General features: G+C 77.8%; 21 protein-coding genes and 1 rRNA gene. 21 read left to right on the top strand and 1 reads right to left on the bottom strand.

The features are described from left to right. Nucleotides 1-324: 324 nt before the first annotated feature. Nucleotides 325-441: ribosomal RNA gene (gene rrf, locus ACRYMY_RS04190) — 5S ribosomal RNA — on the top strand. 166 nt (nt 442-607) lie between these two features. Here the strand turns inward: rrf and ACRYMY_RS04185 are convergent. Continuing rightward, nucleotides 608-1849 carry a DUF1015 family protein gene (locus tag ACRYMY_RS04185; RefSeq protein ID WP_432546003.1) on the bottom strand — a complete coding sequence of 414 codons (1242 nt, stop codon included), beginning with the start codon at nt 1847-1849 and terminating at the stop codon, nt 608-610. A gap of 83 nt (nt 1850-1932) precedes the next feature. On the opposite strand from ACRYMY_RS04185, the gene ACRYMY_RS04180 reads away from it, so the two are divergent. The 20 genes from ACRYMY_RS04180 to aroH all read left to right on the top strand — a co-directional run bounded on the left by ACRYMY_RS04180 (nt 1933) and on the right by aroH (nt 24127). Continuing rightward, nucleotides 1933-2349 carry a tetratricopeptide repeat protein gene (locus tag ACRYMY_RS04180; RefSeq protein ID WP_432546002.1) on the top strand — a complete coding sequence of 139 codons (417 nt, stop codon included), beginning with the start codon at nt 1933-1935 and terminating at the stop codon, nt 2347-2349. Continuing rightward, on the top strand, nt 2346-3449 hold the full coding sequence (locus tag ACRYMY_RS04175; RefSeq protein ID WP_432546001.1) for an HAD-IIA family hydrolase: 1104 nt from the start codon (nt 2346-2348) through the stop codon (nt 3447-3449). Before ACRYMY_RS04180 ends, ACRYMY_RS04175 begins: the two co-directional genes overlap by 4 nt. 9 nt (nt 3450-3458) lie before the next feature. After that, on the top strand, nt 3459-3656 hold the full coding sequence (locus ACRYMY_RS04170; RefSeq protein ID WP_432546000.1) for a hypothetical protein: 198 nt from the start codon (nt 3459-3461) through the stop codon (nt 3654-3656). Beyond that, on the top strand, nt 3656-4465 hold the full coding sequence (locus ACRYMY_RS04165) for a TlyA family RNA methyltransferase (protein ID WP_369069110.1): 810 nt from the start codon (nt 3656-3658) through the stop codon (nt 4463-4465). The genes ACRYMY_RS04170 and ACRYMY_RS04165 overlap by 1 nt, the downstream gene beginning before the upstream one ends. Beyond that, nucleotides 4462-5373, top strand: a complete 912-nt coding sequence (locus ACRYMY_RS04160) for an NAD kinase (protein WP_432545999.1) — start codon at nt 4462-4464, stop codon at nt 5371-5373. Before ACRYMY_RS04165 ends, ACRYMY_RS04160 begins: the two co-directional genes overlap by 4 nt. Beyond that, nucleotides 5370-7244, top strand: a complete 1875-nt coding sequence (gene recN / locus ACRYMY_RS04155) for a DNA repair protein RecN (protein ID WP_432545998.1) — start codon at nt 5370-5372, stop codon at nt 7242-7244. The genes ACRYMY_RS04160 and recN overlap by 4 nt, the downstream gene beginning before the upstream one ends. Nucleotides 7245-7401: 157 nt before the next feature. Continuing rightward, nucleotides 7402-8610: a putative cytokinetic ring protein SteA gene (gene steA, locus ACRYMY_RS04150; RefSeq protein ID WP_432545997.1), complete on the top strand. Its 1209-nt coding sequence runs from the start codon at nt 7402-7404 to the stop codon at nt 8608-8610. 73 nt (nt 8611-8683) lie between these two features. Next, nucleotides 8684-9745, top strand: a complete 1062-nt coding sequence (locus ACRYMY_RS04145) for a copper transporter (RefSeq protein WP_432545996.1) — start codon at nt 8684-8686, stop codon at nt 9743-9745. Continuing rightward, on the top strand, nt 9742-10626 hold the full coding sequence (locus ACRYMY_RS04140; RefSeq protein ID WP_432545995.1) for a hypothetical protein: 885 nt from the start codon (nt 9742-9744) through the stop codon (nt 10624-10626). Before ACRYMY_RS04145 ends, ACRYMY_RS04140 begins: the two co-directional genes overlap by 4 nt. 53 nt (nt 10627-10679) lie before the next feature. Next, nucleotides 10680-12350, top strand: coding sequence for a lipid II flippase MurJ (locus ACRYMY_RS04135; protein ID WP_432545994.1), 1671 nt, complete (start codon nt 10680-10682; stop codon nt 12348-12350). A gap of 105 nt (nt 12351-12455) precedes the next feature. Next, the gene (locus ACRYMY_RS04130; RefSeq protein WP_432545993.1) at nt 12456-13610 is read left to right on the top strand and encodes a glycosyltransferase family 4 protein; all 1155 of its coding nucleotides are present in this window, start codon (nt 12456-12458) and stop codon (nt 13608-13610) included. Nucleotides 13611-13621: 11 nt separating this feature from the next. After that, on the top strand, nt 13622-15367 hold the full coding sequence (locus ACRYMY_RS04125) for a CTP synthase (RefSeq protein ID WP_432545992.1): 1746 nt from the start codon (nt 13622-13624) through the stop codon (nt 15365-15367). Further along, nucleotides 15364-16041 (top strand): NUDIX domain-containing protein, encoded by a 678-nt coding sequence (locus ACRYMY_RS04120; protein WP_432545991.1) that lies wholly within the window; start codon nt 15364-15366, stop codon nt 16039-16041. The genes ACRYMY_RS04125 and ACRYMY_RS04120 overlap by 4 nt, the downstream gene beginning before the upstream one ends. 22 nt (nt 16042-16063) lie before the next feature. Further along, the gene (xerD, locus tag ACRYMY_RS04115) at nt 16064-17107 is read left to right on the top strand and encodes a site-specific tyrosine recombinase XerD (RefSeq protein WP_432545990.1); all 1044 of its coding nucleotides are present in this window, start codon (nt 16064-16066) and stop codon (nt 17105-17107) included. A 322-nt stretch (nt 17108-17429) separates the two neighbouring features. Next, the gene (locus tag ACRYMY_RS04110) at nt 17430-18284 is read left to right on the top strand and encodes a ParA family protein (protein ID WP_432546014.1); all 855 of its coding nucleotides are present in this window, start codon (nt 17430-17432) and stop codon (nt 18282-18284) included. Between the two features lie 170 nt (nt 18285-18454). Then, nucleotides 18455-21043, top strand: a complete 2589-nt coding sequence (locus ACRYMY_RS04105; protein WP_432545989.1) for an AMP-binding protein — start codon at nt 18455-18457, stop codon at nt 21041-21043. A 62-nt stretch (nt 21044-21105) separates the two neighbouring features. Further along, nucleotides 21106-21990, top strand: a complete 885-nt coding sequence (locus ACRYMY_RS04100) for a segregation and condensation protein A (RefSeq protein ID WP_432545988.1) — start codon at nt 21106-21108, stop codon at nt 21988-21990. A 14-nt stretch (nt 21991-22004) separates the two neighbouring features. After that, a complete protein-coding gene (scpB, locus tag ACRYMY_RS04095) occupies nt 22005-22775 on the top strand; it encodes an SMC-Scp complex subunit ScpB (protein WP_432545987.1) in 771 nt (256 codons plus the stop codon). Then, the gene (locus tag ACRYMY_RS04090; protein WP_432545986.1) at nt 22772-23740 is read left to right on the top strand and encodes a pseudouridine synthase; all 969 of its coding nucleotides are present in this window, start codon (nt 22772-22774) and stop codon (nt 23738-23740) included. The genes scpB and ACRYMY_RS04090 overlap by 4 nt, the downstream gene beginning before the upstream one ends. A gap of 24 nt (nt 23741-23764) precedes the next feature. After that, nucleotides 23765-24127 (top strand): chorismate mutase, encoded by a 363-nt coding sequence (gene aroH / locus ACRYMY_RS04085; protein WP_432545985.1) that lies wholly within the window; start codon nt 23765-23767, stop codon nt 24125-24127.

The raw sequence follows: 24127 nt of genomic DNA, 5'->3' as shown, positions 1-24127 counted from the left end.
TGGGTTGATAGGCCGGGTGTGGAAGCAACGACGATGAGAGTTGTGGAGCTGACCGGTACTAATAGGCCGATCACTTGACTGCCGCGCATCCAAGCACCACACGTCTTCTGACCGCAGGGTCGGGGAGTGTGTGGGGGTGGGTGCCGGCCGAGCCCAGGCCTTGAGCGTCAAGGAGACGACCCCGGTGCGGGTCGATCCCAGCTAGGCATCTGCTGCAAAGGTTTCATGTTCGCGTCCACTGTGCGGTTTCTCAGACCGCAACCACCCCCGCCGGGTCCCTTTCGTGGGCCCGGGTGGGGGGTTGTGTGTCGATCTGGACCGTGGTCCGGTGGTCATAGCGGTGGGGAAACGCCCGGTAACATTCCGAACCCGGAAGCTAAGCCCACCAGCGCCGATGGTACTGCCCGGGAGACTGGGTGGGAGAGTAGGACACCGCCGGCCACACTTCGTCGAGCAAGGGGTGTCGGTCCCTGGCACCACCCGTGAGGGTGGGTGCCGGGGACCGGCACCCCTTCCTCATGTCCGGGCGCACCCCCGACCCCGGAGGACGACTACCGGTGCTCGGCCGTGCTGGGCGTCTTCCCCGACGGGTCGGCAAGCGCGCGTGTCAACGTAGCCGCAGCACCGCACCGGCCAGGGGCTTCGGCGTGAACGACGTCGTCTTGCGCCCCAGCAGCCGCCCACCGCGCACGGTGGCGGCGATCCGTGACAGCGGCACCCGCGGGAGCATGACCGCGACCACGTCCTCCGACACGGCCGCGAGCGCCGTCGCACCGTCGGCCGTGAAGCGCACCGACTCCGGCTCGACACCGGCCCGGGCCAGCGCCTCGTCCACGCGGGCACCCGCACCCGCCTCGACCCCGCCGTCGGCGAAGCTCAATCGGCACGCGCCGGTGCTCGTCACCAGCAGCGCGTCCAGCTCGCGCTCGCTCAGCCGCGCCACGTCGGCGGGATCGGACAGCGGTCCACCTCGGACCTCCCGGACGTCGACGGCCAGCGCGCGCAGCGCCGGAACGGCCCGCGCGGGCACCGACCGGTGCAGGGGACGCAGGGCCAGGGGGTACGTCGCGTCGTCGACGACCGCCACCAGCAGCCCCTGCGGCGCGCCGGTGGCCGCGAACTCCTCGCGCACGGCGGCGTAGCGGTGGTGGCCGTCGGCGACGACGAGGTCGACACCGTCCAGGCTCTCGCCCACCTCCCGCAGCACGTCCTCGTCGTCGACCCGCCAGCCGTCCACGGCCACGCCCACGCCGCCGCCGTCGCTGGTCACCGCCCCCGTCAGCGGGTGCCCGCGGTGCTCCGCCGTCCGCACGAGGTCGGTGGCCGCCGGTGCCCCGCCGCTGTGCACGAGCAGGACCGGCTCGGAGTCGACCCCCGTCTCCCGCAGCCTGTTCCGCCGGGAGCGCACGACGTCGGGGAAGACCGCCTCGTGCGGGTGCACCCGCGCCCCCGTGACCGCGTCGACGCGCAGGGCCGCCAGCAGGAAGCGGTGCTCCACGCCCGCCCGGCGCTGCCTCACCACGTAGAGCGAGGGCTCGTCCTGCACCAGAGCACCCTCGGCCAGCCACCGGTCCACGGCCCGACCGGGCGCCGGGTCGTTCTCCGGGCGTTCCAGCCGCGTCACGGCCCACGGCGAGGCCTGCAGCCGGGCCGCGCGGACCGCGCGGGGCAGGTCGGTGTGCGGCGGGGCCAGGACGGCTCCCAGGTCACCGACCACGTCCGGGTCGTAGCGCAGCCCGCGGAAGGGGTGCAGCGGAGCGCCGGAGCTCGCGGTCGAGGTGGTCGCGGGAGGAGCCGTCCGGGGTGCACCGGCGCGCGCCCCCTCGCGCCCTCCCGTCACGCGGCGCATCCTACGGTCGAGGTCGCGGCGCCCGTCGCGCCGGCCACCCGAACCCGCCCAGCGCGTCGTCCAGGTCGAGAGGAGGCCGTCCCGTGCCAGCGAGCCCGGAGGAGGGCAGGCCGTCCGGAGGTCCCTACGAGTGGCTGCAGCGCGGGTTGGCGCTGCTGGCCGGCGGGGAGGCCGCCGCCGCCGCCACCCTGCTGTCCCGCGCCCACGCCGAGGAGCCCGGCTCGACCGGGGTGCTGGAGGCGCTGGCCCGCGCCCAGTACGACTCCGGTGACGTCGCCGCCGCCGCCGACTCCTTCGACCGCCTCGCCCGGGCCCGGCCGGCCGACGACTACGCTCACTTCGGTCTCGGGCTGAGCCTCAGCCGCCTCGGCCGCTTCGGCCAGGCGGCCGAGCACCTGGCCATGGCCCACGCCATGCGCCCGGACCGGCCCGAGTACGCCGACCGACTGCGACAGGTCCGCGCCACCCTCGCCGCGCGGCAGACACCGGGGAGCCCGTGACCACCGCCGCCACGACCACCGTCCACCGCCCCGCCGACCGGTCCGGACCGGTGCTGGCGGGCAGCCGGGGACCGCTGCTGGACGCCCACGACACGCTGCTGCTGGACCTGGACGGCGTCGTCTACGTCGGGCCGGACGCCGTCCCGCACGCCCCCGCGGCCCTGGCCGCCGCTCGGGAGGCGGGGGTGCGCCTGGCGTACATCACCAACAACGCCGCCCGCACCCCCGACGTGGTCGCCGCCCACCTGCGCGAGCTGGGTGCGCCGGCCGGCGACGACGACGTGGTGACGTCGGCTCAGGCGGCGGCCCGGCACCTGGCCGCGACCCTGGCCCCCGGCTCGCCCGTGCTCCTGGTGGGCGGGCGGGGCCTGCGGGTCGCGCTCACCGAGGTGGGGCTGCGGCCCGTGGACAGCCTCGCGGAGGAGCCCGCGGCCGTCGTGCAGGGCTTCTCCCCGGACATCGGCTGGCAGCTCCTGGCCGAGGCCACCCACGCGGTGCGCTCGGGACTGCCGTGGACGGCGAGCAACCTGGACCGCACGGTGCCGACCCCCGGCGGGCCGGCGCCCGGCAACGGGTTGCTGGTCGAGCTGGTCGCCGCCGCCGCGGGGCGCCGGCCCGGCACCGTGTGCGGCAAGCCCGAGCGGGCGCTGTTCGACGAGGCGGTGCGCCGCACCGGTGCCCGCAGCGCCCTCGTGGTCGGCGACCGCCTCGACACCGACCTGCAGGGCGCCCGCACCGCCGGGCTCCCGGGCCTGCTGGTCCTCACGGGCGTCACCGGGGTCGCCGAGCTCCTGGCCGCCGCCCCCCACGAGCGGCCCACCGCCGTGGCGCACGACCTGCGCGGGCTGCGCGCGGAGCACCCGGGGACCGCTGTCACCGGCGACGCCTCCGCGGTCGGCGCGCGCTGCCGCGACGCGCGGGTGGAGGTCGCCGACGGCGTCCTGCGGGTGGCCTCCGCCGCGGCGGGGCCCGACGGCCTCGACCTCCTGCGGGCCGGTGCGGAGGCCTGCTGGTGGGCCGCGGACACCGGCGCGCCGCTCGACCTCGAGGCCGCCGCGGCGGTCCTGCGCGAGCACGTGGCTGTCGGGCCCGGCTCGTAGAGTTGCCGCGTGACCGACCGACCCGTCCCGGGCCCGCCCCGCGACCCCTCCCGGCCCAGCCCCGCCGGGGCCGCCGCGGACAGCGCCCTGCAGGACGCGCTGGAGCGCCTGGAGGCCTTGCGGGGGGTCCCGGTGCACGAGCACCCGGACGCCTTCGCCGAGGTGGACCGCGCGCTGCGCGAGCGCCTCGCGGCGGCTGAGGACTGATGGCGCGCAGGCAGCGGCTCGACGCCGAGCTGGTCCGGCGCGGCCTGGCCCGCTCGCGCCAGCAGGCCGGGGAGCTCGTGGCGGCCGGCCGGGTGCGCGTGCAGGGCAGCACCGCGGCCAAGCCGGCCACGCAGGTGGACCTGGCGGCCGCCATCGTCGTGGAGGGCGGTGCCGACGGCGACGACTGGGTCAGCCGCGGCGCGCACAAGCTCCTCGGGGCGCTGGACGCCTTCGCCGTGCCCGTCACCGGCCGACGCTGCCTGGACGCCGGTGCCAGCACCGGCGGCTTCACCGACGTCCTGCTGCGCCGCGGCGCCGGGCACGTCGTCGCCGTCGACGTCGGCTACGGGCAGCTGGCGTGGTCGCTGCGGCAGGACCCGCGCGTGACCGTCCTGGAGCGCACCAACGTGCGCACGCTGGACCCGGCCCTCGTCGCGCCCGCGCCCTCCCTGGTCGTGGCGGACCTGTCCTTCATCTCCCTGACCCTCGTCCTGCCGGCCCTGGTGGCCTGCGCGGCCCCGGAGGCGGACCACGTGCTCATGGTGAAGCCCCAGTTCGAGGTCGGGCGCGAGGCGCTCGGCACCGGCGGCGTCGTGCGCAGCGCCGCGCTGCGCGCCGACGCCGTGCGGCGGGTCGCCGACGCGGCCGCGGCCGCCGGCGCCGGGGTGCGGGGCGTGGCCGCCAGCCCGCTGCCCGGGCCCAGCGGCAACGTGGAGTACTTCCTGCACCTGGCCGCCGGCGCCCCGCCGCTGGACGAGGACGAGCTGGCGCGCGCCGTCGCCGAGGGCCCGCAGGCGGGACTGGCGTGAGCGCCCCCGACGAGCGCCACAGCGTCCTCGTGCTCGCCCACACGGGACGCGCCGAGGCCGTCAGCGCCCTGGTCGAGGTCGTGCGCCGCTTCGCCGCGGCCGGGGTGCGCACCCTCATGACCCACGAGGAGGCCGCCGCCCTCGGCCCCGGCGACCGCCGCCTCGTCGTGGCGTGCGAGCTGTCCGGCGCCGTCGCCGACGCCGACATGGTCGTCGTCCTCGGCGGCGACGGGACCATCCTGCGCGCGGCCGAGCTCGTGCGCGGGACGCCCACCGTCCTGCTGGGCGTCAACCTCGGTCACGTCGGCTTCCTGGCCGAGGCCGAGCGCGAGGAGGTCACCGACACCGTCGCGCGCGTCGTCGCCGGCGACTACCGCGTCGAGGAGCGCATGACCCTCGACGTCGTCGTGCTGCGCGACGGGGAGGTCCTCTCGCGCTCGTGGGCCGTCAACGAGGTCTCCGTGGAGAAGGCCAGCCGCGAGCGGATGATCGAGGTCGTCGTCGACGTCGACGGGCGGCCGCTGAGCACCTTCGGCGCCGACGGCGTCATCGCGGCGACCCCCACCGGCTCCACCGCCTACGCCTTCTCCGCCGGCGGGCCCGTGGTCTGGCCCGAGGTCGAGGCGCTGCTGGTCGTGCCGATCAGCGCGCACGCCCTGTTCGCCCGGCCGCTGGTCATCGCCCCCACGTCCGTGGTGGGCGTGGAGGTGCTGCCCGGCCCCAGCGGCGGCGGGGTCGTCTGGTGCGACGGCCGGCGCACGTTCGAGGCGCCCGCGGGGTGCCGGGTCGAGGTGCGCCGCTCGGCGACCACCGTGCGCCTGGCGCGGCTGAGCCGCGGGCTGTTCACCGACCGCCTCGTCGCCAAGTTCGGGCTGCCCGTGCAGGGCTGGAGGGGACCGCGCGCGTGATCGAGGAGATCCGGATCCGCCAGCTGGGGGTCATCCGCGACGCGCGCCTGCCGCTGGGACCCGGGCTGACCGTCGTCACCGGCGAGACCGGGGCGGGCAAGACCATGGTCGTCACCGGGCTGGGGCTGCTCATGGGGGCGCGCGCCGACGCCGCCGCCGTCCGCGCGGGCGCTGACAGCGCCGTCGTCGAGGGCCGCCTGCGCGTCGACCCCGACGGGCCGGTGGCCGCCCGCGCCGCCGAGGCCGGCGGCGAGGTCGAGGACGGCGAGCTGCTGGTGGCGCGCGCCGTCGGCGCCGCTGGGCGCAGCCGCGTCCACGTCGGGGGCCGCGCCGCGCCCGTGGGCGTGCTCGCCGAGCTGGCCGAGCACCTGGTGGCCGTGCACGGGCAGACCGAGCAGCTGCGCCTGCGCTCGGCCGCCCAGCAGCTGCGCGTCCTGGACGCCTTCGCCGGTGCCGCGGTCGCCGGAGACCTGGCCGCCTACCGAGAGCAGCACGCCCGCTGGCGGCGGCTGGCCGCCGAGCACGACGACGTCGCCTCCCGCAGCGCCGAGCGCGCCCGCGAGGCCGAGCTGCTGCGCTTCGGCCTGCACGAGGTGGAGGCCGTGGACCCCCAGCCCGACGAGGACGTCGCGCTGCGCGAGGAGTCCGAGCGGCTCGGGCACACCGAGCTGCTGCGCACCGCCGCGGCCAGCGCCCACGAGGCCCTGGCCGGTGAGGCCGGCGGCGCCGACGAGGCGGTGGGCGCCGCGCGCGCCGCGCTGGCACCGGCCGGTGAGCACGACCCGGCCCTGGCGGCGCTGGCCGCGCGCGCCGACGAGCTGGCCTACCTGCTCACCGACCTGGCCACCGACCTGGCCGCCTACGCCAGCGCGGTCGAGGCCGACCCGGCGCGCCTGGCCGCCGTGGAGGAGCGGCGCGCCCAGCTCGCCGCCCTCGTGCGCCGGTACGCGCCGGCGGCCGGGCCCGACGCCCCGGCCGGGGTGGCCGGCGTGCTCGCGTGGGCGCGCACGGCCGCCGAGCGGCTGCTCGCCCTCGACGACGACGGGCGCCTGGAGCGGCTGGCCGCCGAGCGCGACGCCGCCTACGAGGAGGCCCGCGCGACCGCCGACCGCCTGGGCCGGGCTCGCCGCGAGGCCGCCCGCCGCCTGGAGGAGCGGGTCGCCGCCGAGCTGACCGCCCTGGCCATGCCCAGCGCCCGCCTCGCCGTCGCCGTCGAGGAGGCCGCCGAGCTGGGCCCGCACGGCGCCGACACGGTCGAGCTGCAGCTGGCGGCGCACTCCGGTGCCACGCCCCGGCCGCTGTCCCGCGGCGCCTCCGGCGGTGAGCTCTCGCGCGTCATGCTGGCGCTCGAGGTCGTCCTGGCCGGTGCGGACCCCGTGCCGACGATGGTCTTCGACGAGGTCGACGCCGGGGTCGGCGGCCGCGCGGCCGTCGAGATCGGCCGACGCCTGGCCCGGCTGGCCCGCACCACGCAGGTCCTCGTCGTCACCCACCTCGCCCAGGTCGCGGCCTTCGCCGACGCGCACCTCGTCGTCGTCAAGACCGACGACGGCAGCGTCACCGAGTCCGGGGTCGTGGCGCTGGACCACGACGGCCGCGTCGAGGAGCTGGCTCGCATGCTGTCCGGGCGCGGCTCGGGGACCGCCCGAGCGCACGCCGAGGAGCTGCTGCGCGCCTCCACCCTGGACGACGGCCCCGCCGCGAGCGGCGGCGACGGCCCGGCCCCCGCCGGTGCCGAGGCGCCGGACGCCCCCGCGCCGGACGCCCCCGCGGCCGGGGGCCGAACGGGGCGCTCGGGGTCCAGCGGCCGCGGCCCGGCGCGTGCGCCGCGGGCCCGCGCGCCGCGCGTGCGACCATCGACGCCGACGTGAACGGCCGGCCGCACCACCGCGGACGGTGGGTGGCCGGGCGCGCCGCTGCGGTGAGGACCCGCGGCGCGGTGGGAGGAGCGGACGTGAGGACGGCCGGGAGTGCGGCCGTCGGCGCGGCCGGGAGCGTGCGGCGGGTGGGGGACGGGGTGGAGGGCGCGTGGTGAGGCGTCGGCGCGGGCGCGCCGCGGCGCAGTCCCCCGCGACCGGTGCCGCCGACGCGGTGCGGGCCACCGCCCGCGTGGACCGGCGCACCAAGCGTCTGACCAAGCGGCTGCGGCCGGGCGAGGTGGCCGTCATCGACCACCTCGACCTCGACCGGGTCTCCGCGGAGGCGCTGGTCGCCTGCGCCCCGGCGGCCGTCGTCAACGCCGCCGCCAGCACCTCCGGCCGCTACCCCAACCTGGGCCCGGAGATCCTCCTCGCCGCCGGCGTGCCCGTCCTCGACGCCGTCGGCGAGGACGTCATGGCCGCGGTGCGCGAGGGCCAGCGCGTGGAGCTGTCCGGCGACGCCCTGTCGGTGGACGGCCGGGTCGTCGCGCGGGGCCGGCGCCTGAGCGCCGAGCTCGTCGCCGCGGACATGGAGGCCGCCCGGGCGGGCCTGTCCCTGCAGCTGGAGGCGTTCGCCGCCAACACGATGGAGTACCTGCGCCGCGAGCGGGACCTGCTGCTGGACGGCGTGGGCGTGCCCGACATCGCCACCGACCTCGAGGGTCGGCACGTCCTCGTCGTGGTGCGCGGCTACCACTACAAGGAGGACCTGGTCACGCTGCGCCCCTACGTGCGCGAGTACCGCCCGGTCCTCATCGGCGTCGACGGCGGCGCCGACGCCATCCTCGAGGCCGGCTGGAAGCCCGACATGATCGTCGGCGACATGGACTCCGTGTCCGACGCCGCGCTGCGCAGCGGCGCCGAGGTCGTCGTCCACGCCTACCGCGACGGCCGGGCGCCGGGCCTGGAGCGCGTGCGCAAGCTCGGCCTCGACCCCGTCGTCTTCCCCGCCACGGGCACCAGCGAGGACGTGGCGATGCTGCTGGCCGACGACAAGGGCGCCACCCTCATCGCCGCGGTGGGCACGCACGTCACGCTGGTGGAGTTCCTCGACAAGGGGCGCGCCGGCATGGCCAGCACGTTCCTGACCCGCCTGCGGGTGGGCGGCAAGCTCGTCGACGCCAAGGGCGTCTCGCGGCTGTACCGCTCGCGGGTGTCCGACGCGCAGGTGCTGGTGCTCGTGCTGGCCGGCGTCCTGGCGCTGGCGGCCGCGCTGCTGGTCACCCCCACGGGGCAGGCCATCCTCGCGGTGACGGGCGCGCGCCTGGAGACGTGGTGGGCGGCGTTCGTCAGCTGGCTGCCCTGGACCGGCCCGTGACGGGCCGCCCGCCGGCCCGCGGGCCCGCCGTCCCCGCCCGTCCCACCCGCCCGACCCGCTCCGGAGCTGCCTGGTGATCGACTTCCGCTACCACGTCGTCTCGCTGGTGTCGGTGTTCCTGGCGCTCGCGGTCGGCATCGTGCTGGGCGCCGGCCCCCTCAACGAGGGCATCTCGGTGGGCATCACGGACCAGGTGCGGCAGCTGACGCAGGAGCAGGAGCAGCTGCGCACCGAGCGCGACCAGGCGCAGGCGGCGCTCGCCGCGCGCGAGGAGTGGGCCGCCACCGTCGCCCCGGCGCTGGTGGCGCGCCAGCTCGGCGGGCGCGCCGTCGCCGTCGTGGAGCTGCCGGGGGCGGACGCCGACGTCACGGACGAGGCCGTGGGCCTGCTGGAGGCCGCCGGCGCCACCGTCGCGTCGCGGGTCGCCGTCTCCGCGGACTGGGTCGATCCCGCGCTGGCCGCCGACCGCGCCGAGCTGGCCGGGCGGCTGAGCGCCGCCGAGCCCGGTGCGGGGGGCGGGGAGGGCGACGGGACCCCGCCGGAGGACGGCGGCGGGCAGGGCGAGGACGGCGCCGAGCGGGGCGGCTCCGGGGACGCGCCGATCGCCGGGGACGAGGGGGTGCGGGAGGTGCTGGCCGGTGCGCTGGCCGCCGCGCTGGTCGTCCCCGAGCTCGGGACCGAGGCGCCCGGCCCCGTCGCCGGCGAGGGGTTGCAGGCGCTGGTGGACGCCGGCCTGGTCCAGCTGCAGGGCGACCCGGCGGGCCCCGCGAGCCTGGCCCTGCTCGTGGCGGGTCCCGCCGAGGACGTCGAGGGCGACCCGGAGGCCGCCGAGGCGGCCGAGGCCGGTGCCGCCGCGTGGACCACGCTGGCCGCGCGCTTCGACGACGCCGCCGCCGGTGCCCTGCTGGCCGGGCCGGCCGGGTCGGCGGACGAGGGCGGGGCCGTGGCGGCCGTGCGCGCCGACGCGGACGTCGCCGAGGCCGTCAGCACCGTGGACGACGTGGACTCCGCGACCGGCCGGGTCTCCGCCGTCCTGGGGCTGCGCGAGCAGCTGGGCGGTGACGCCGGGCACTACGGCACCGCCTCGACCGCGGACGCCGTCAGCCCGCCGCTGCCCGCGGTGGCCGCCCCGTGACCGCCCGGGGCGCCGCGCGCGCCACCGGGGCCGCCGGCCTGGCGCTGGGTGCCGGGAGGCGGCTGCGCCGGACGGTCGCGGGAGGACCGGTGCCCGGCGGGCGGGCGCGCTGGGAGCGGACCAACCACCGCGGTGACGCCGTCACCCTGCTGGAGGGCCCGGTCACCGCGCTGGCCGCGGCCGCCGGCTGCCTGGCCGCCCCCGGCCGCTGGCGCGCCGCGGGCCTCGTCGCCCTCACCGGCGGTGCGCTGCTCGGCGCCGTGGACGACCTCGCCGAGCGCCGGGGCGAGCGCGAGGCGGGTGCCCGGGGCCTGCGCGGGCACCTCGCGGCGCTGCGCTCGGGCCGGCTGACGACGGGTGCGGTGAAGGTGGCCGGGCTGGCGGCCACGGGCCTGGCCGTCGCCGCGCTCGCCGAGGGCGCCGGGTCCGAGCGCGCGGCGGGGCCGGCGCGCGCGGCGGGGCCCGGGGGCACCGGCACGCGGGTGGTCGGTGTCCTGGCCGCCGGCGCGCTGGTGGCCGGCAGCGCCAACCTGCTCAACCTCTTCGACCTGCGCCCGGGCCGCGCCCTGAAGGTGGCGCTGCTGGCCGCCGCGCCGCTCGCGGCCGGTCCCGCGGCACCGCTGGCGGCGGCGGCCACCGGCTCCGCCGCGGCGGTGCTCGGCGACGACCTGGCCGGGCGCAGCATGCTGGGCGACACCGGCGCCAACGCGCTGGGCGCCCTGCTGGGCACCGCCGTGCTGGCCCGCTGCGGCCCGCGCGGGCGCGGCGCCGTCCTGACCGGCGTCGTGGCCCTGACGCTGCTCAGCGAGCGCGTCAGCTTCACCCGCGTCATCGAGGCGGTGCCCGCGCTGCGCGAGCTCGACCGGCTCGGTCGGCCCTGAGCCGGCGCGCCGGCACCCTGGCCGGGGCGGTCGCCTCCGTCGCCCTGCTGACGGTGGCGGCCCGGCTGGCGGGCTTCGGGCGGCTGGTCGCCTTCTCCCAGACCGTCGGCGACACCTGCCTGGGCACCGCCTACCAGACGGCCAACCAGGTGCCCAACGTCCTGTTCGAGGTCGTCGCCGGTGGCGCGCTGGCCGGGGTGCTGGTGCCCGTGCTGTCCGCGCGGCTGGCCTCCGGCGACCCCCGCGAGCGCGCCGCCGCCTCGCGCACCGCCTCCTTCGCGCTGACGTGGAGCGTCCTGGCGCTGATCCTCGTGGCGGGGTTGGCGGCGCTGGCGGCGCGGCCGCTGATGGGCTGGCTGCTGGCCGGCGGTGCCGCCGAGGAGTGCCGCGGCCTGGTCGGCACGGGCGTGCTGATGCTGTGGGTGTTCCTGCCGCAGGTGCCGCTGTACGCGGTGGCCGTCGTGCTGGCCGGCGCCCTGCAGGCGCAGCAGCGCTTCACCGCGCCGGCCGCCGCGCCGCTGGTGTCCAGCGTCGTCGTCGCCGGTGCCTACCTGGTGACCGGGCGGCTGGCGCCGGCCGAGGTGGTCTCGGGCGACGACCTGGCCGACGTCCCGGCCGCCGCGCTGGCCGTGCTGGCCGGCGGTACGACGGTCGGGGTGGTGGCGCTCGCGCTGACCCACGCGCCGGCGCTGCGCTCGGCGGTGCGCTGGCGGCCGGCGCTGACGCCCGCGCCCGGGGACGGGCCCGTCCTGCGGACCCTGGCGCTGTCGGGGCTGACCGTCCTGCTGGCCCAGCAGGTGGTCGCCGTGGCGCTCACGCGCCTGGCCAACGACGGCGGCGCGGGCGCGGTGAACCGGTGGAGCTACGCGTGGGCGCTGTTCCTGCTGCCGTACGCCGTGCTGGCCGTCCCCGTCGCGACCGCCGTGTTCCCGCGCCTGGCCCGCGCGGCCGTCCCGCCGGCCGCCGGGGTGCCCGCGGCACCCGGTGGCACCCCGGTCGGGGCGCCTCAGCACCCCGGGGCGGGGGAGGACTTCGCGGCCCTGGTGGCGCGCACCGCGCGCACGGTCGTGGTCGTCAGCGCCGCCGGTGCGGCGGCGCTGGCCGCGGTGGCGCAACCGGTGGCCGCGGTCTTCGTCGTCGTCAGCGACGTCGGCTCGGGGCTGTCGGGGGACCTGGCCGGCGCCCTGGTGGCCGCCGCGCCGGGGCTCGTCGGGTACGGCCTGCTGGCCCTGCTCACCCGGGCGCTGTACACCGTGGGCGGGGGGCGGGCCGCTGCGCTGGCCACCGTGGCCGGGTGGGCGCTGGTCCTGGCCGCGGCCGTGGCGGCGGCGCGGGTGCTGCCGCCGGAGCGGCTGGTGACGGGGTTCGCCGCCGCGCACACGGTCGGCCTGACGCTGGCCGGGCTGCTGCTGGCCCTGGCGCTGCGCCGCCGGCGCGGGTCGGCCACGGTGGCGGGCGTGGCGCGCACGGGCGCGCTCGCGGTGCCCGCGGCCGCCGCGGCCGGTGCGGGCGGCGCGGGGGCGGCCGCGGCGCTGACCCCGCTGCTGGGCGGCTCCCTGCCGGGTGAGGTCCTCGTGGCCACCGCCGCGGCCGCCGTCGCCGGGGTGCTGGTGCTGGCGCTGCTGCGGCTGCTGCTGCCCGGGGAGGTGGCGCCGCTGCTGGCCGCGGCCGCACGCGTGCTGCCGGCCCGGGTGCGCCGTGCTGCCCGGCGCGGCGGGCGCTGAGGCAGGAGCCGCTGCTGCTGCCCGCCGCGGCTGCACGCGCCCCGGGCTGGGTGCGCCATGCTGCCCGCCGTGGCGGGTGCTGAAGAGGCGGAACGGGACGCTGGCGTGGTCGACGACACGGGGAGCGCGGGCGGTGGGGGGGAGCGGGCGCGCGTCGTGCTGGTGCTCGGCAGCAGCGCCGGCGGTGTCGGTCGGCACGTGCACGCGCTGGTGGAGGCCCTGCGCGCGGACGGGCCGGTGGCCGTGGCCGCGCCCGCCGCGACGCTGGAGCGCTTCGCCTTCGCCGACGCCGGCGCGCTGACGGCCCCGGTGGAGGTCGGCGCCTCGCTGCACCCGCTGCGCGACGCCCGCGCCGCCGCCCGCCTGCGCGCCCTGCTGCGCCGCGTCCGGCCGGAGGTGGTCCACGCGCACGGCGTGCGCGCCGGGCTGGTGGCGCTGCTGGCGGTGCGCTCCCTGCCGCGCCGGCCCGCGCTCGTCGTCACCCTGCACAACGCCGTCCTCGGCGCCGGCCGGCGCGCCGCGCTCGGGCGTGCCGTGCAGCGGCGCGTGGCCGCCGGCGCCGACGCCGTGCTGGGCGTCTCCGGCGACCTGGTGGCGCAGGCGCGCGCCGCCGGGGCTGCCGCGGCCGAGCGCGCCCTCGTGCCCGCCCCGCCCGCCTCGCCCGCGCGCGAGCCCGCCCGGGTGCGGGAGCAGGAGGGCCTCGGCGACGCGCTGGTCGTCCTGGCGGTGGCGCGCCTGGCGCCGCAGAAGGGCCTGGGCGACCTGCTGGCGGCCGCCGCCTCGCTGCCCGCGCGGGTGGGCGGGCGCGACGTCGTCGTCCTCGTCGCCGGCGACGGGCCGCTGCGCGCCGCCCTGCAGCGGCGGGTCGCCGCCGAGCGGCTGCCCGTGCGCCTGCTGGGCGCGCGCACCGACGTGCCCGACCTGCTGGGCGCCGCCGACGTCGTCGTCAGCGCCAGCGTCTGGGAGGGGCAGCCGGTCTTCCTGCAGGAGGCGCTGCGCGCGGGGGCGGCGGTCGTGGCCACCGACGCCGGCGGCACGGGCGAGGTGACGGGCGCGGCGGCGGACCTCGTGCCCGTGGGCGACCCGCCGGCCCTGGCCGCGGCCCTTCGGCGGCTGCTGGCCGACGACGCGCTGCGCGCCGACCGGGGCGCCGCGGCCCTGCGGCGGGCCGCGCAGCTGCCCACCGCCGAGGACGCGGCCGCGCAGGTGCGCGCCGTCCACGCCCGCGCGGTGGCCCACCGGCGCGCCCGCGTCGGGTAACCTCGAAGTCCGTGGCGAACCGCACCTCCTCCGAGTCCTCGACCCAGCAGATCTTCGTGACCGGAGGGGTGGCGTCCTCCCTCGGCAAGGGGCTCACGGCCTCCAGCCTCGGCCGGCTCCTGCGCGCCCGCGGTCTGCGGGTGGCCATGCAGAAGCTCGACCCCTACCTCAACGTCGACCCCGGGACGATGAACCCGTTCCAGCACGGCGAGGTGTTCGTCACCGACGACGGCGCTGAGACGGACCTGGACATCGGCCACTACGAGCGCTTCCTCGACGTGCGCTTCGACGCCTCGGCCAACGTGACGACGGGCCAGGTGTACTCCTCGGTGATCGCCAAGGAGCGGCGCGGGGAGTACCTGGGCGACACCGTGCAGGTCATCCCGCACATCACCAACGAGATCGTCGACCGGATGCGCGCGCAGGCGCGCGAGGACATCGACGTCATCATCACCGAGGTCGGTGGCACCGTCGGCGACATCGAGTCGCTGCCGTTCCTGGAGGCCGCGCGCCAGGTGCGCCAGCGGCTGGGCCGGGACAACGTGTTCTTCGTGCACGTCTCCCTCGTGCCCTACATCGGGCCCAGCGGGGAGCTGAAGACCAAGCCGACGCAGCACTCGGTGGCCGCGCTGCGCAGCATCGGCATCCAGCCCGACGCGATCGTGTGCCGCGCGGACCGGGAGATCCCCGAGAGCGTCAAGCGCAAGATCGCCTCGATGTGCGACGTGGACGACGAGGCCGTGGTCGCCGCCATCGACGCCCCCTCGATCTACGACATCCCCAAGGTGCTGCACCGCGAGGGCCTGGACGCCTACGTCGTGCGCAAGCTGAACCTGTCGTTCCGCGACGTGGACTGGACCGCCTGGGACGACCTGCTGCGCCGCGTGCACAGCCCCCGCCGCCGCGTGGAGGTGGCGCTGGTCGGCAAGTACATCGACCTGCCCGACGCCTACCTGTCGGTGACCGAGGCGCTGCGCGCCGGGGGTTTCGCCGAGGACGCCAAGGTCGACATCCGCTGGGTGGCCTCCGACGACTGCGACACCCCCGCGGGCGCGCGCAAGAACCTCGCCGGGGTCGACGCGGTGTGCGTGCCGGGCGGTTTCGGCGTGCGCGGCATCGAGGGCAAGCTCGGCGCGCTGCGCTGGGCGCGGGAGAACCAGGTGCCCACCCTGGGCCTGTGCCTGGGCCTGCAGTGCATGGTGATCGAGTACGCGCGCACCGTCGCCGGCCTGGCCGACGCCAGTTCCACCGAGTTCGACCCGGCCTCCACCGCGCCGGTCATCGCCACGATGGCCGAGCAGCGCGACATCGTCGCCGGCGAGGGCGACCTGGGCGGCACGATGCGCCTGGGTTCCTACGACGCCGTCCTGCAGCGCGGTTCCGTCGTGGCCGCCACGTACGGCAGCGAGCGCATCTCCGAGCGGCACCGGCACCGGTTCGAGGTGAACAACGCCTACCGCGAGCAGCTGGCCGCGGCCGGCCTGGTGTTCTCCGGCCTGTCCCCGGACCGTGAGCTGGTGGAGTTCGTCGAGCTGCCCGCCGACGTGCACCCGTACTACGTGGGCACGCAGGCCCACCCGGAGTTCAAGTCGCGCCCGACGCGGGCGCACCCGCTGTTCTCCGGCCTCGTGGCCGCCGCCCTGGACCGCCAGCGCGCCGAGACGCTGCTGGACGTCGAGCCGGAGCCGGTGCCGGACGGCACGGAGCAGGCGGCGGAGCAGGCGGAGCAGGAGCTGGCGCAGGGGGCCCACGCGTGAGCGGTCCCGACGCGCTGGACCTGCCCGTCGCGACGGGGGAGGACCTGGCCGACGCGCTCGCCGAGCGCCCCACCGAGCTCGTCGAGACGGTCTTCCGCGGGCACGTGTGGGACGTCGTGCGCGAGCGGGTCGAGCTGCCCGGCGGCCGGGCGGTCACCCGCGACGTGCAGCGCCACCCCGGCGCCGTGACGGTGCTGGCCCTCGACGACGCCGAGCGCGTCGTGCTGGTGCGCCAGTACCGCCACCCGGTGCGCCGGGAGCTGTGGGAGCTGCCGGCGGGGCTGCTGGACGTGGCGGGCGAGCCGCCGCTGGCCGCGGCGCAGCGGGAGCTGGCCGAGGAGGCGGACCTGCGCGCGGACGACTGGGCCGTGCTCGTGGACTGGTTCAACTCCCCGGGCGGTTCCAGCGAGGGCAACCGCATCTACCTGGCGCGCGGTCTGAGCGCCGTGCCGGAGGCGGAGCGGCACGAGCGCGAGGACGAGGAGCGCGACATGGTCGCCGTCCGCGTCGGGCTCGACGAGGCCGTGCGGGCGGTGCTGGGCGGCCGCCTGGCCAACCCGGGCACCGTGATCGGCGTCCTCGCGCTGGCGGCCGCGCGCTCGGCGGGCTTCTCGACGCTGCGCCCGGCCGACACGCCGTGGACGCCCGGGCTCGCGGGACCCGACCGCTCCTGAGGGCGTCGCTAAGGTCGGTCGGGTGCTCACCGGTGGACCCGCGCCCGCCCTCGACGGGGCGCCCTCGTCCGCGGCGGGCCCCCTGGAGGCGGCCGTGCGCGACTACCTGGCGCACCTGCGCGTCGAGCGGGGCCTGAGCGAGAACACCCTGGGCGCCTACCGGCGCGACCTGGCCCGCTACGTCCGCTTCCTGCGCTCGCGCGGGGTCGCCGACCCCGCCCAGGTGGAGGAGGCGGCGGTCAGCGCGTTCGTCGTGGCGCTGCGCGACGGCGCCGACGGCGCCGCGGCGCTGACGGCCAGCTCCGCGGCGCGCACGGCCTCGGCCGTGCGCGGCTGGCACCGCTTCCTGCTCGCCGAGGGCCGCACCGGGCGCGACCCCTCGGTGCAGGTGCGCCCGCCCGTCCCGCCGCGCCGGCTGCCGGCCGCCCTGACGGTCGACGAGGTCGCGGCGCTGCTCGAGGTGGCCGGGGCCGGCGACGGGCCGGTCCCGCTGCGCGACCGGGCCCTGCTGGAGCTGCTGTACGGCTCGGGCGCGCGCATCAGCGAGGCCGTCGGCCTGGACGTCGACGACGTCTCCGAGCAGGTCCTCGGCGAGAGCGGCGTGGTGCGCCTGCGGGGCAAGGGCGGCAAGGAACGCGTCGTGCCCGTCGGCTCGTACGCGCGGCGCGCGCTGGAGCAGTACCTGGTGCGCGCCCGTCCCGCGCTGGCGGCCGCTGGCCGCGGCGGGGCGGCGCTGTTCCTCAACAGCCGTGGCGGGCGGCTGTCGCGGCAGAGCGCGTGGGCCGTCCTGCAGGCGGCCGCCGGGCGCGCCGGGACCACCCGCACCGTCTCCCCGCACACGCTGCGGCACTCCTTCGCCACGCACCTGCTGCAGGGCGGGGCGGACGTGCGCGTGGTGCAGGAGCTGCTGGGGCACGCCTCGGTGGCGACCACGCAGGTCTACACGCTGGTGACGGTCGACTCGCTGCGCGAGGTGCACGCCGGCACGCACCCGCGCGCCCTGGCCGTCCCGCGGGCGGCGGGCGTCGTGGCCGGGGGTGTGACCGCCGCGCCGGTGGCGGACTAAGGTCGAGCGCGCCGCGCCCGGCGCGCCAGCCGCGACGGAGCAGCTCGCCACGACGTCCCCGACCGCCCGAGGAAGTGCCGCACCCGTGACCAGCGAGTACCCGCCGCCCCGCCCCGCCAGCCCGGCCGAGGGCCCGGTGCCGGGAGCCCCCGGGCTGGTCAGCACGCACCCGCCGCACGCGGAGCAGCCCCACGACGGGCAGCCCCACGACGAGCAGCTGCGCGACGGCCGGCCCGCGGTGAGCGGGGACGGCGCACCGGAGACACCGGTGGAGGCCCCGGGGCAGGACGCGCCCACCGCGGGCCGCGACGTGCAGGCGCAGATGGAGCTCGGCCCCCAGGACGGCCCGACGGGCCGGCCGCTGCCGTCCTTCCCGGTGCCCGCACCCCTGCCGCAGCACGGCCCGGCGCGCGTCATCTCGATGTGCAACCAGAAGGGCGGCGTCGGCAAGACGACGACCACCATCAACCTGGGGGCGGCGCTGGCGGAGTACGGCCGGCGCGTCCTGCTCGTCGACTTCGACCCGCAGGGGGCCCTGTCGGCCGGGCTGGGCATCAACCCGCACGAGCTGGACGCGACGGTCTACCAGCTGCTCATGGAGCGCGACACCGACGTGCGCTCGGTGATCCGCGAGACGCGGGTGGCGGGGCTGGACCTGCTGCCGGCCAACATCGACCTGTCGGCGGCCGAGGTGCAGCTGGTGGGGGAGGTGGCGCGCGAGAGCGTGCTGGCGCGGGCGCTGCGCCCGGCGCTGGCCGACTACGACGTCGTGCTCATCGACTGCCAGCCCTCGCTGGGGCTGCTGACGGTCAACGCGCTGACGGCCTCGCACGGGGTGGTCATCCCGCTGGAGTGCGAGTTCTTCGCGCTGCGCGGGGTGGCGCTGCTGGTGGAGACGATCGAGAAGGTGCAGGAGCGGCTGAACCCGGCGCTGGAGATCGACGGGATCCTCGCGACGATGTACGACGGGCGCACGCTGCACAGCCGCGAGGTGGTGACGCGGGTGGTCGACGCGTTCGGCGACGACGTGTTCCACACGGTGATCGGCCGCACGGTGAAGTTCCCCGACGCCACGGTGGCGGCGGAGCCGATCACCTCCTACGCGGGCAGCCACCCGGGGGCGGAGGCCTACCGGCAGCTGGCGCGCGAGCTCATCGCGCGTGGTGACGCTGCGTGATTCACCGACCTCACAGGGCGTGGAGCTGACCAACTCTGCGTGAGGGTTTCTCGACGGGGTGCGACAACTCGACGGCTGGCCGGGCGAACCCCCTCCACAGCACCCCGTCGGCGCTCCACCGCGCCGGTGAGCGGGCTATCGTCCCCACCGTGCTGCCAGGGGGGGAAGCCGTGGACCAGGACGTGCTCGACACCGCGGGAGGGCCCGCGGGACTGCCACCGCTGACGGAGGAGCGGGCTCAGGGGGACCTCGTCCCCCGCGTCGTCGAGGTGGCGCTCGCCCTCGTCGACGAGGTCGTCGCCGCCGACGCCGAGCACCGCATGACGGGCGGGGAACTGCTCGGGCGGGCCGCGCAGGTGCGCGCCGCCGTGCTGGAGCGCCAGGAGCCCGGCCGGCCCGTCGCCGTGCTGCGCGGGCACGACGTCGGCGCGGTCGCCGCGATCGTCGGCGTGGTCGCGGCCGGCTGCCCCGTCGTCGTGCTGGACCCGACGACGCCCGCCCCGCGGCTGCGGCACTACGTGGAGGCCTCCGGGGCGACGCTGTGCGTCAGCGACGCCGAGCGCCGCGGCACCGCCGCCCAGCTCGCCGGCGAGGTCGTCGACCCCGACGCCGACGACGCCGCGCGCCCCGACCCGGTCACCGCCGCGGGCGCGCTGCTCGGCACGCCCGCGAGCCCCCACGACGCCGCCCTGATCGTCTACACGTCCGGATCCACCGGTGCCCCCAAGGGCGTGGCCTGCGACCACCGCTCGGTCCTGCACGACGCCTGGGTCAACTCCGTCGGCACCGGCTGCTACGGCCCGGGCAGCGTCGTGGTCCACCTGCTGCCCATGGCGTTCAGCGCCGGCGTCTGCATCACCCTGGCGTGCCTGCTGACCGGCGCGCGCCAGGAGCTGTTCGACCCCCGCCGGCGCTCGGTCGCCCAGCTGCCGGGGTGGATGCGCGAGGTGGGCGCCGACGTCCTGCTCGCCAGCCCGGCCATCCTGCGCGGCGTGCTCGCCGCGCTCGGCCCGCAGGGGCGCCTGGAGGGCCTGCGCTCGGTGACGATGGCCGGCGAGACCGTCCACGGCGCCGAGCTGGCCGCCGTCCGGCGCGCCGTCGGCCCCGACTGCGTGCTGCGCAACCGCTACGGCTCCACCGAGACGTGGCTGATGAGCGAGTACGCCCTGCGCGCCGACGACCCCGCCCCCGAGGGGGCCACGCCGGTCGGGTGGGCCGTGCCCGGTGCCCGCCTGCAGGTGCGCACCGAGGACGGGCAGCTGCTCGACGAGGGCACCGGCCGCGTGGTGCTCACCAGCCGCTGGCTGGGCGGCAGCTACTGGCAGGACCCCGAGCGCACCGCCGAGAGCTTCACCGACCACCCTGACGGCACCCGCTCCTACCTGACCAGCGACGTCGGCACCCTGGCCGCCGACGGGTGCCTGCGCCTGCTGGGGCGCACCGACCACAGCGTCAAGGTGCGCGGCCTGCTCGTCGAGCCCGGCGAGATCGAGGCCCTGCTGTTCGCGCAGCCCGACGTGCGCGAGGCCGTCGTCGTCGGCCGCCCCTCCCCGCGCTCGGGCCGCACGGCCCTGGTGGCCTACGTCGTGCCGTCGGGCCCGCGCCCGCAGGCCTCGGCCGTGCGCGCGGTGGTGCGCGAGAACCTGCCCTCGCACATGGTCCCCGAGCACGTGGTGTTCCTCGACGCGCTGCCGCGCACGGACCGCGGCAAGCTCGACCGCTCGGCGCTGCCCGAGCCCGCGGTGAGCACGGCGCCCTTCGAGGTGCCGCGCTCCAGCTGGGAGGAGATCGTCTTCGAGCAGTTCTGCGCGGTGCTGGAGCTGGAGGAGATCAGCGTCCACGACGACTTCTTCGAGCTGGGCGGCGACTCCCTGGCCGCCGAGGCCCTCGTCACGCGCATCGCCGCCCTCGAGGGCGACGCGGCGGCCGCCACCAGCACGGTCACCACGGCGCTGCTCGCCGCCAACCCCACGGTGGCGACCTTCGCCGCGGCCGTGCGGCAGCAGGGGCGCAACACCCGGCCCACGTTCGTGCCGCTGCGCCCGCGGGGCAGCGGCACCCCGCTGTTCGTGGTCGCCGGCGCCGGCAGCGCCGCGCTGGCGCTGCGCACGCTGGCCCAGCGCCTGGAGACCGACGTACCGGTGTACGGGCTGCAGGCCAACGGCCTGGAGAACCGCGCCCTGCCGGACTGGTCGGTCGAGCGCATCGCCCGCCGGCACGTGGCGACGGTGCGGGCGCAGCAGCCGGAGGGGCCCTACCGGATCGCCGGGCACTCCCTGGGCGGCCTCATCGCGCTGGAGATGTGCCAGCAGTTGCGCGCGGCCGGCCAGGAGGTCGAGCTCCTCGCGGTGGTCGACTCCTTCCCGCCCGACCCCTCCCTCATGCCGCGCCCGGTGCGCTCCGGACCGCTCGCCAAGGCCAAGGAGGCGCTGTCGCTGGCGCTGACCGGCGTCGTCCCGCACCCGGGGCTGGGGCACTACGTGCGCTTCTTCCGCCAGGGCATGTTCATCCAGCAGCGCTACACCACCAAGCCCTACGACGGGCGCGTGCTCGTGGTGGTCGCCGCCGACGACGAGGACGCGCCCGCCCGCCGCCAGTGGTCGCGCCACCTGACCGGCGAGGTCACGTTCGTGGAGGTGCCCGGCGAGCACATGTCGATCCTGCGCGAGCCGCGCGTGGGACGCGTCGCGCAGCTGGTCGACGAGGCGCTGCAGCGCGAGCCGGCGGACCCGCCCGCCGGCGCCCGCTCGGGGCGCTGACGCGCCGCTGACCGCGCGCCGCCCGGCCGGACCGGGCGGTGCGCGGCGCTACCGTGGGCGCCGTGCCGGCCGCTCCCGCAGTCCCCGACGACAGCCCGGCCGGTCTCCGGGCGGCCCGCCCGGCCTTCCAGGTCCACCTCGACAACTTCGAGGGCCCCTTCGACCTGCTGCTGGGCCTGATCACCAAGCACCAGCTCGACGTCACCGAGGTCGCCCTGTCGGCCGTCACCGACGAGTTCATCGCCCACCTGCGCGCGGCCACCGCCCGCGAGGAGGAGTTCGACCTCGACGAGGCCAGCGAGTTCGTCCTCGTCGCCGCCACCCTGCTCGACCTCAAGGCGGCGCGGCTGCTGCCGGCCGCCGACGTGGAGGACCCCGAGGACCTCGCCCTGCTGGAGGCGCGGGACCTGCTGTTCGCGCGCTTGCTGCAGTACCGCGCCTACAAGCGCGTCGCCGAGCTGCTCGCCGAGCGTCACGCGCGCGCCTCGCGCAGCGTGCCGCGCGCGGTCGCGGTGGAACCGCGCTTCGAGCGCCTGCTGCCCGAGCTGGTCCTCACCGTCACCCCCGAGCAGCTGGCGGCGATCGCGGCGCGCGCGCTGACGCCCCGCCCGGTGCCGCTGGTGGCGCTGGACCACCTGCACGCCAGCGCGGTCAGCGTGCGCGACGAGGCCGGCGTGGTCGTGGCGCGGCTGCGCGCGCGGGGGGCGGCCACCTTCGCCGACCTGGTGGCGGACGCGGGCGACGGCGAGCACGGCGTGCTGGTGCGGGTGGCGCGGTTCCTGGCGGTGCTGGAGCTGTTCCGCGAGCGGCGGGTGCGCCTGGAGCAGGAGGAGGCCCTCGGGGTGCTGCTCGTGCGCTGGGACGCCGACGCGGTGGACGCGGACGGTGCCGGTGACGGCGTGCCGGCCGGCGTGGACGAGTTCGACGGCACCGGGCCGGACGCGTGAGCGAGGGGGAGGACGTGGCGCAGGACGTGGCCGACGGCGTGCGGGACGACGTGCGGGACGGCGGGGCCGACGACGCGGGCCGGCGCCTGCGGGCGTCGCTGGAGGCGGTGCTCATGGTCGCCGACGAGCCGGTGCGCGCGGAGTCGCTGGCGCGCGCGACGGGGGAGTCGGCCGACGAGGTGGACCTGCTGCTGCGCGAGCTGGCCGGCGAGTACGCCGAGCAGGGCCGCGGGTTCGAGCTGCGCGAGACGTCGACGGGCTGGCGGGTGTACTCGCGCCCGGAGCACGCCGAGGTCGTCGAGGCGTTCCTGCTGGACGGGCAGACGGCGAAGCTGACGCAGGCGGCGCTGGAGACCCTCGCGATCGTCGCCTACCGCCAGCCCGTCAGCCGCTCGCGCGTGGCGGCCGTGCGCGGGGTCAGCGTCGACGGCGTGGTCCGCACGCTGCTCACCCGCGGCCTGGTCCGCGAGGTGGGCGTGGAGGCCACCTCGGGCGCCACGCTGTACGGCACCACGGAGGAGTTCCTGCAGCGGATGGGGCTGGACAGCCTCGACGACCTGCCCGCGCTCGCCCCGTTCCTGCCCGAGGAGGTCGGCCCGGAGGACCTGGACCCGCCGGAGGTCCTCGCCCCGCCCGCCGTCCAGCCCGCCGGCCCGCCGCCGGACGGGGGGGCCACCGCGATGGGGGAGGATGGTGCCCCGGCCGGTGCCGCCGCGGCGCCGGGCGCCGAGGGCCCCGAGAGCCCCGGCGGACCCGAGAACCCCACGTCCCAGGAGGACCGATGAGCCCGTCCGCGCCCCGAGGAGGCGGTGGCCCGCGCCGCTCCGGCGGCCGCGGCGCCGCGGGGGGCGGCCGCCCGTCCCGCGGGTCCGCCGCCCGCCCCGCCCGCAGCACCGGCGGCGGCAAGCCGCCGCGCGAGCGCCGCGGCGCCGCCAAGCGGATGACCGACGAGATCGCGCCCGCGCCGCAGCCGCCCCGTCGCGGTCCCGGCGCCGGCGCGCCCCGCGGCGGGCAGGTGCACGACCCCGAGGGCGTGCGGCTGCAGAAGGTGCTGGCGATGGCCGGCGCCGGTTCCCGCCGCGCCTGCGAGGAGATGATCGCCGCCGGCCGCGTCACGGTGGACGGCGAGGTCGTCACCGAGCTCGGCGTGCGCATCGACCCGCGCACGCAGGTCGTGCACGTGGACGGCCTGCGCTTCGCCGTCGACGACGACCTCGTCTACATCGCCGTCAACAAGCCCAAGGGCGTCGTCTCGACGATGTACGACGAGCAGGGCCGCCTGAACCTCGCCGACATGGTCGGCCCGCGCGAGGAGCGCCTGTTCCACGTCGGCCGCCTCGACATGGACACCGAGGGCCTCATCCTGCTCACCAACGACGGGGCCCTGGCGCACCGCCTGCAGCACCCCTCCTACGGGGTGCCCAAGACGTACCTGGCGGAGGTGCGCGGGCCGGTCAAGCGCGACCTGGGCAAGGCGCTGCGCGAGGGCGTGGAGCTGGAGGACGGCCCCGTGGCCGTCGACTCCTTCCGGCTGGTGGACTCCAAGCCCGGTTACGCGCTCGTCGAGGTCGTCCTGCACGAGGGCCGCAAGCACGTCGTGCGCCGCCTGCTGGAGGCCGAGGGGTACCCGGTGCTGCGGCTGGTGCGCACGCAGCTGGGCCCGATCGTCCTGGGCGACCTGAAGCCGGGCAAGAACCGCCGCCTGACGCGCGGTGAGCTGCAGCAGTTGATGGCGGTCGCCGGGCTCTGAGCCCGGGGTCGGTACGGTGAGCGCGTGGCGGTGCGGGCGGTCCGGGGTGCGGTGCAGGTGGACGTCGACGAGCGGGACGAGGTCCTGGCGGCGACGCGGGAGCTGGTCACCGAGGTGGTGCGGCTCAACGAGCTGGACCTCGAGGACTTCATCAGCGTGATCTTCACCTCCACCGCCGACCTCGTCTCGGAGTTCCCGGCCGTCGCGGCGCGCGAGCTCGGCATGGGCGACGTGCCGCTGATGTGCGCGCGGGAGCTGGAGATCGAGGGGTCCATGCCCCGGGTCATCCGCCTCATGGCGCACGTGGAGACGTCCCGCACGCGCGCGCAGGTGCGCCACGTGTACCTGCGCGGCGCGGTGGCCCTGCGCCGCGACATCGCCCAGTGA

The sequence above is a fragment of the Kineococcus haloalkalitolerans genome, assembly GCF_050871905.1.
Taxonomy (GTDB): Bacteria; Actinomycetota; Actinomycetes; order Actinomycetales; family Kineococcaceae; genus Kineococcus.
This window is presented reverse-complemented; position numbering and strand designations above follow the sequence as displayed.

What these genes read in the sequence shown, in the direction of transcription:
- ACRYMY_RS04185 (WP_432546003.1), bottom strand. Translation starts at nt 1,849, where the DNA reads ATGCGCCGCGTGACGGGAGGGCGCGAGGGGGCGCGCGCCGGTGCACCC.
- ACRYMY_RS04165 (WP_369069110.1), top strand. Translation starts at nt 3,656, where the DNA reads ATGGCGCGCAGGCAGCGGCTCGACGCCGAGCTGGTCCGGCGCGGCCTG.
- ACRYMY_RS04110 (WP_432546014.1), top strand. Translation starts at nt 17,430, where the DNA reads ATGGAGCTCGGCCCCCAGGACGGCCCGACGGGCCGGCCGCTGCCGTCC.
- ACRYMY_RS04090 (WP_432545986.1), top strand. Translation starts at nt 22,772, where the DNA reads ATGAGCCCGTCCGCGCCCCGAGGAGGCGGTGGCCCGCGCCGCTCCGGC.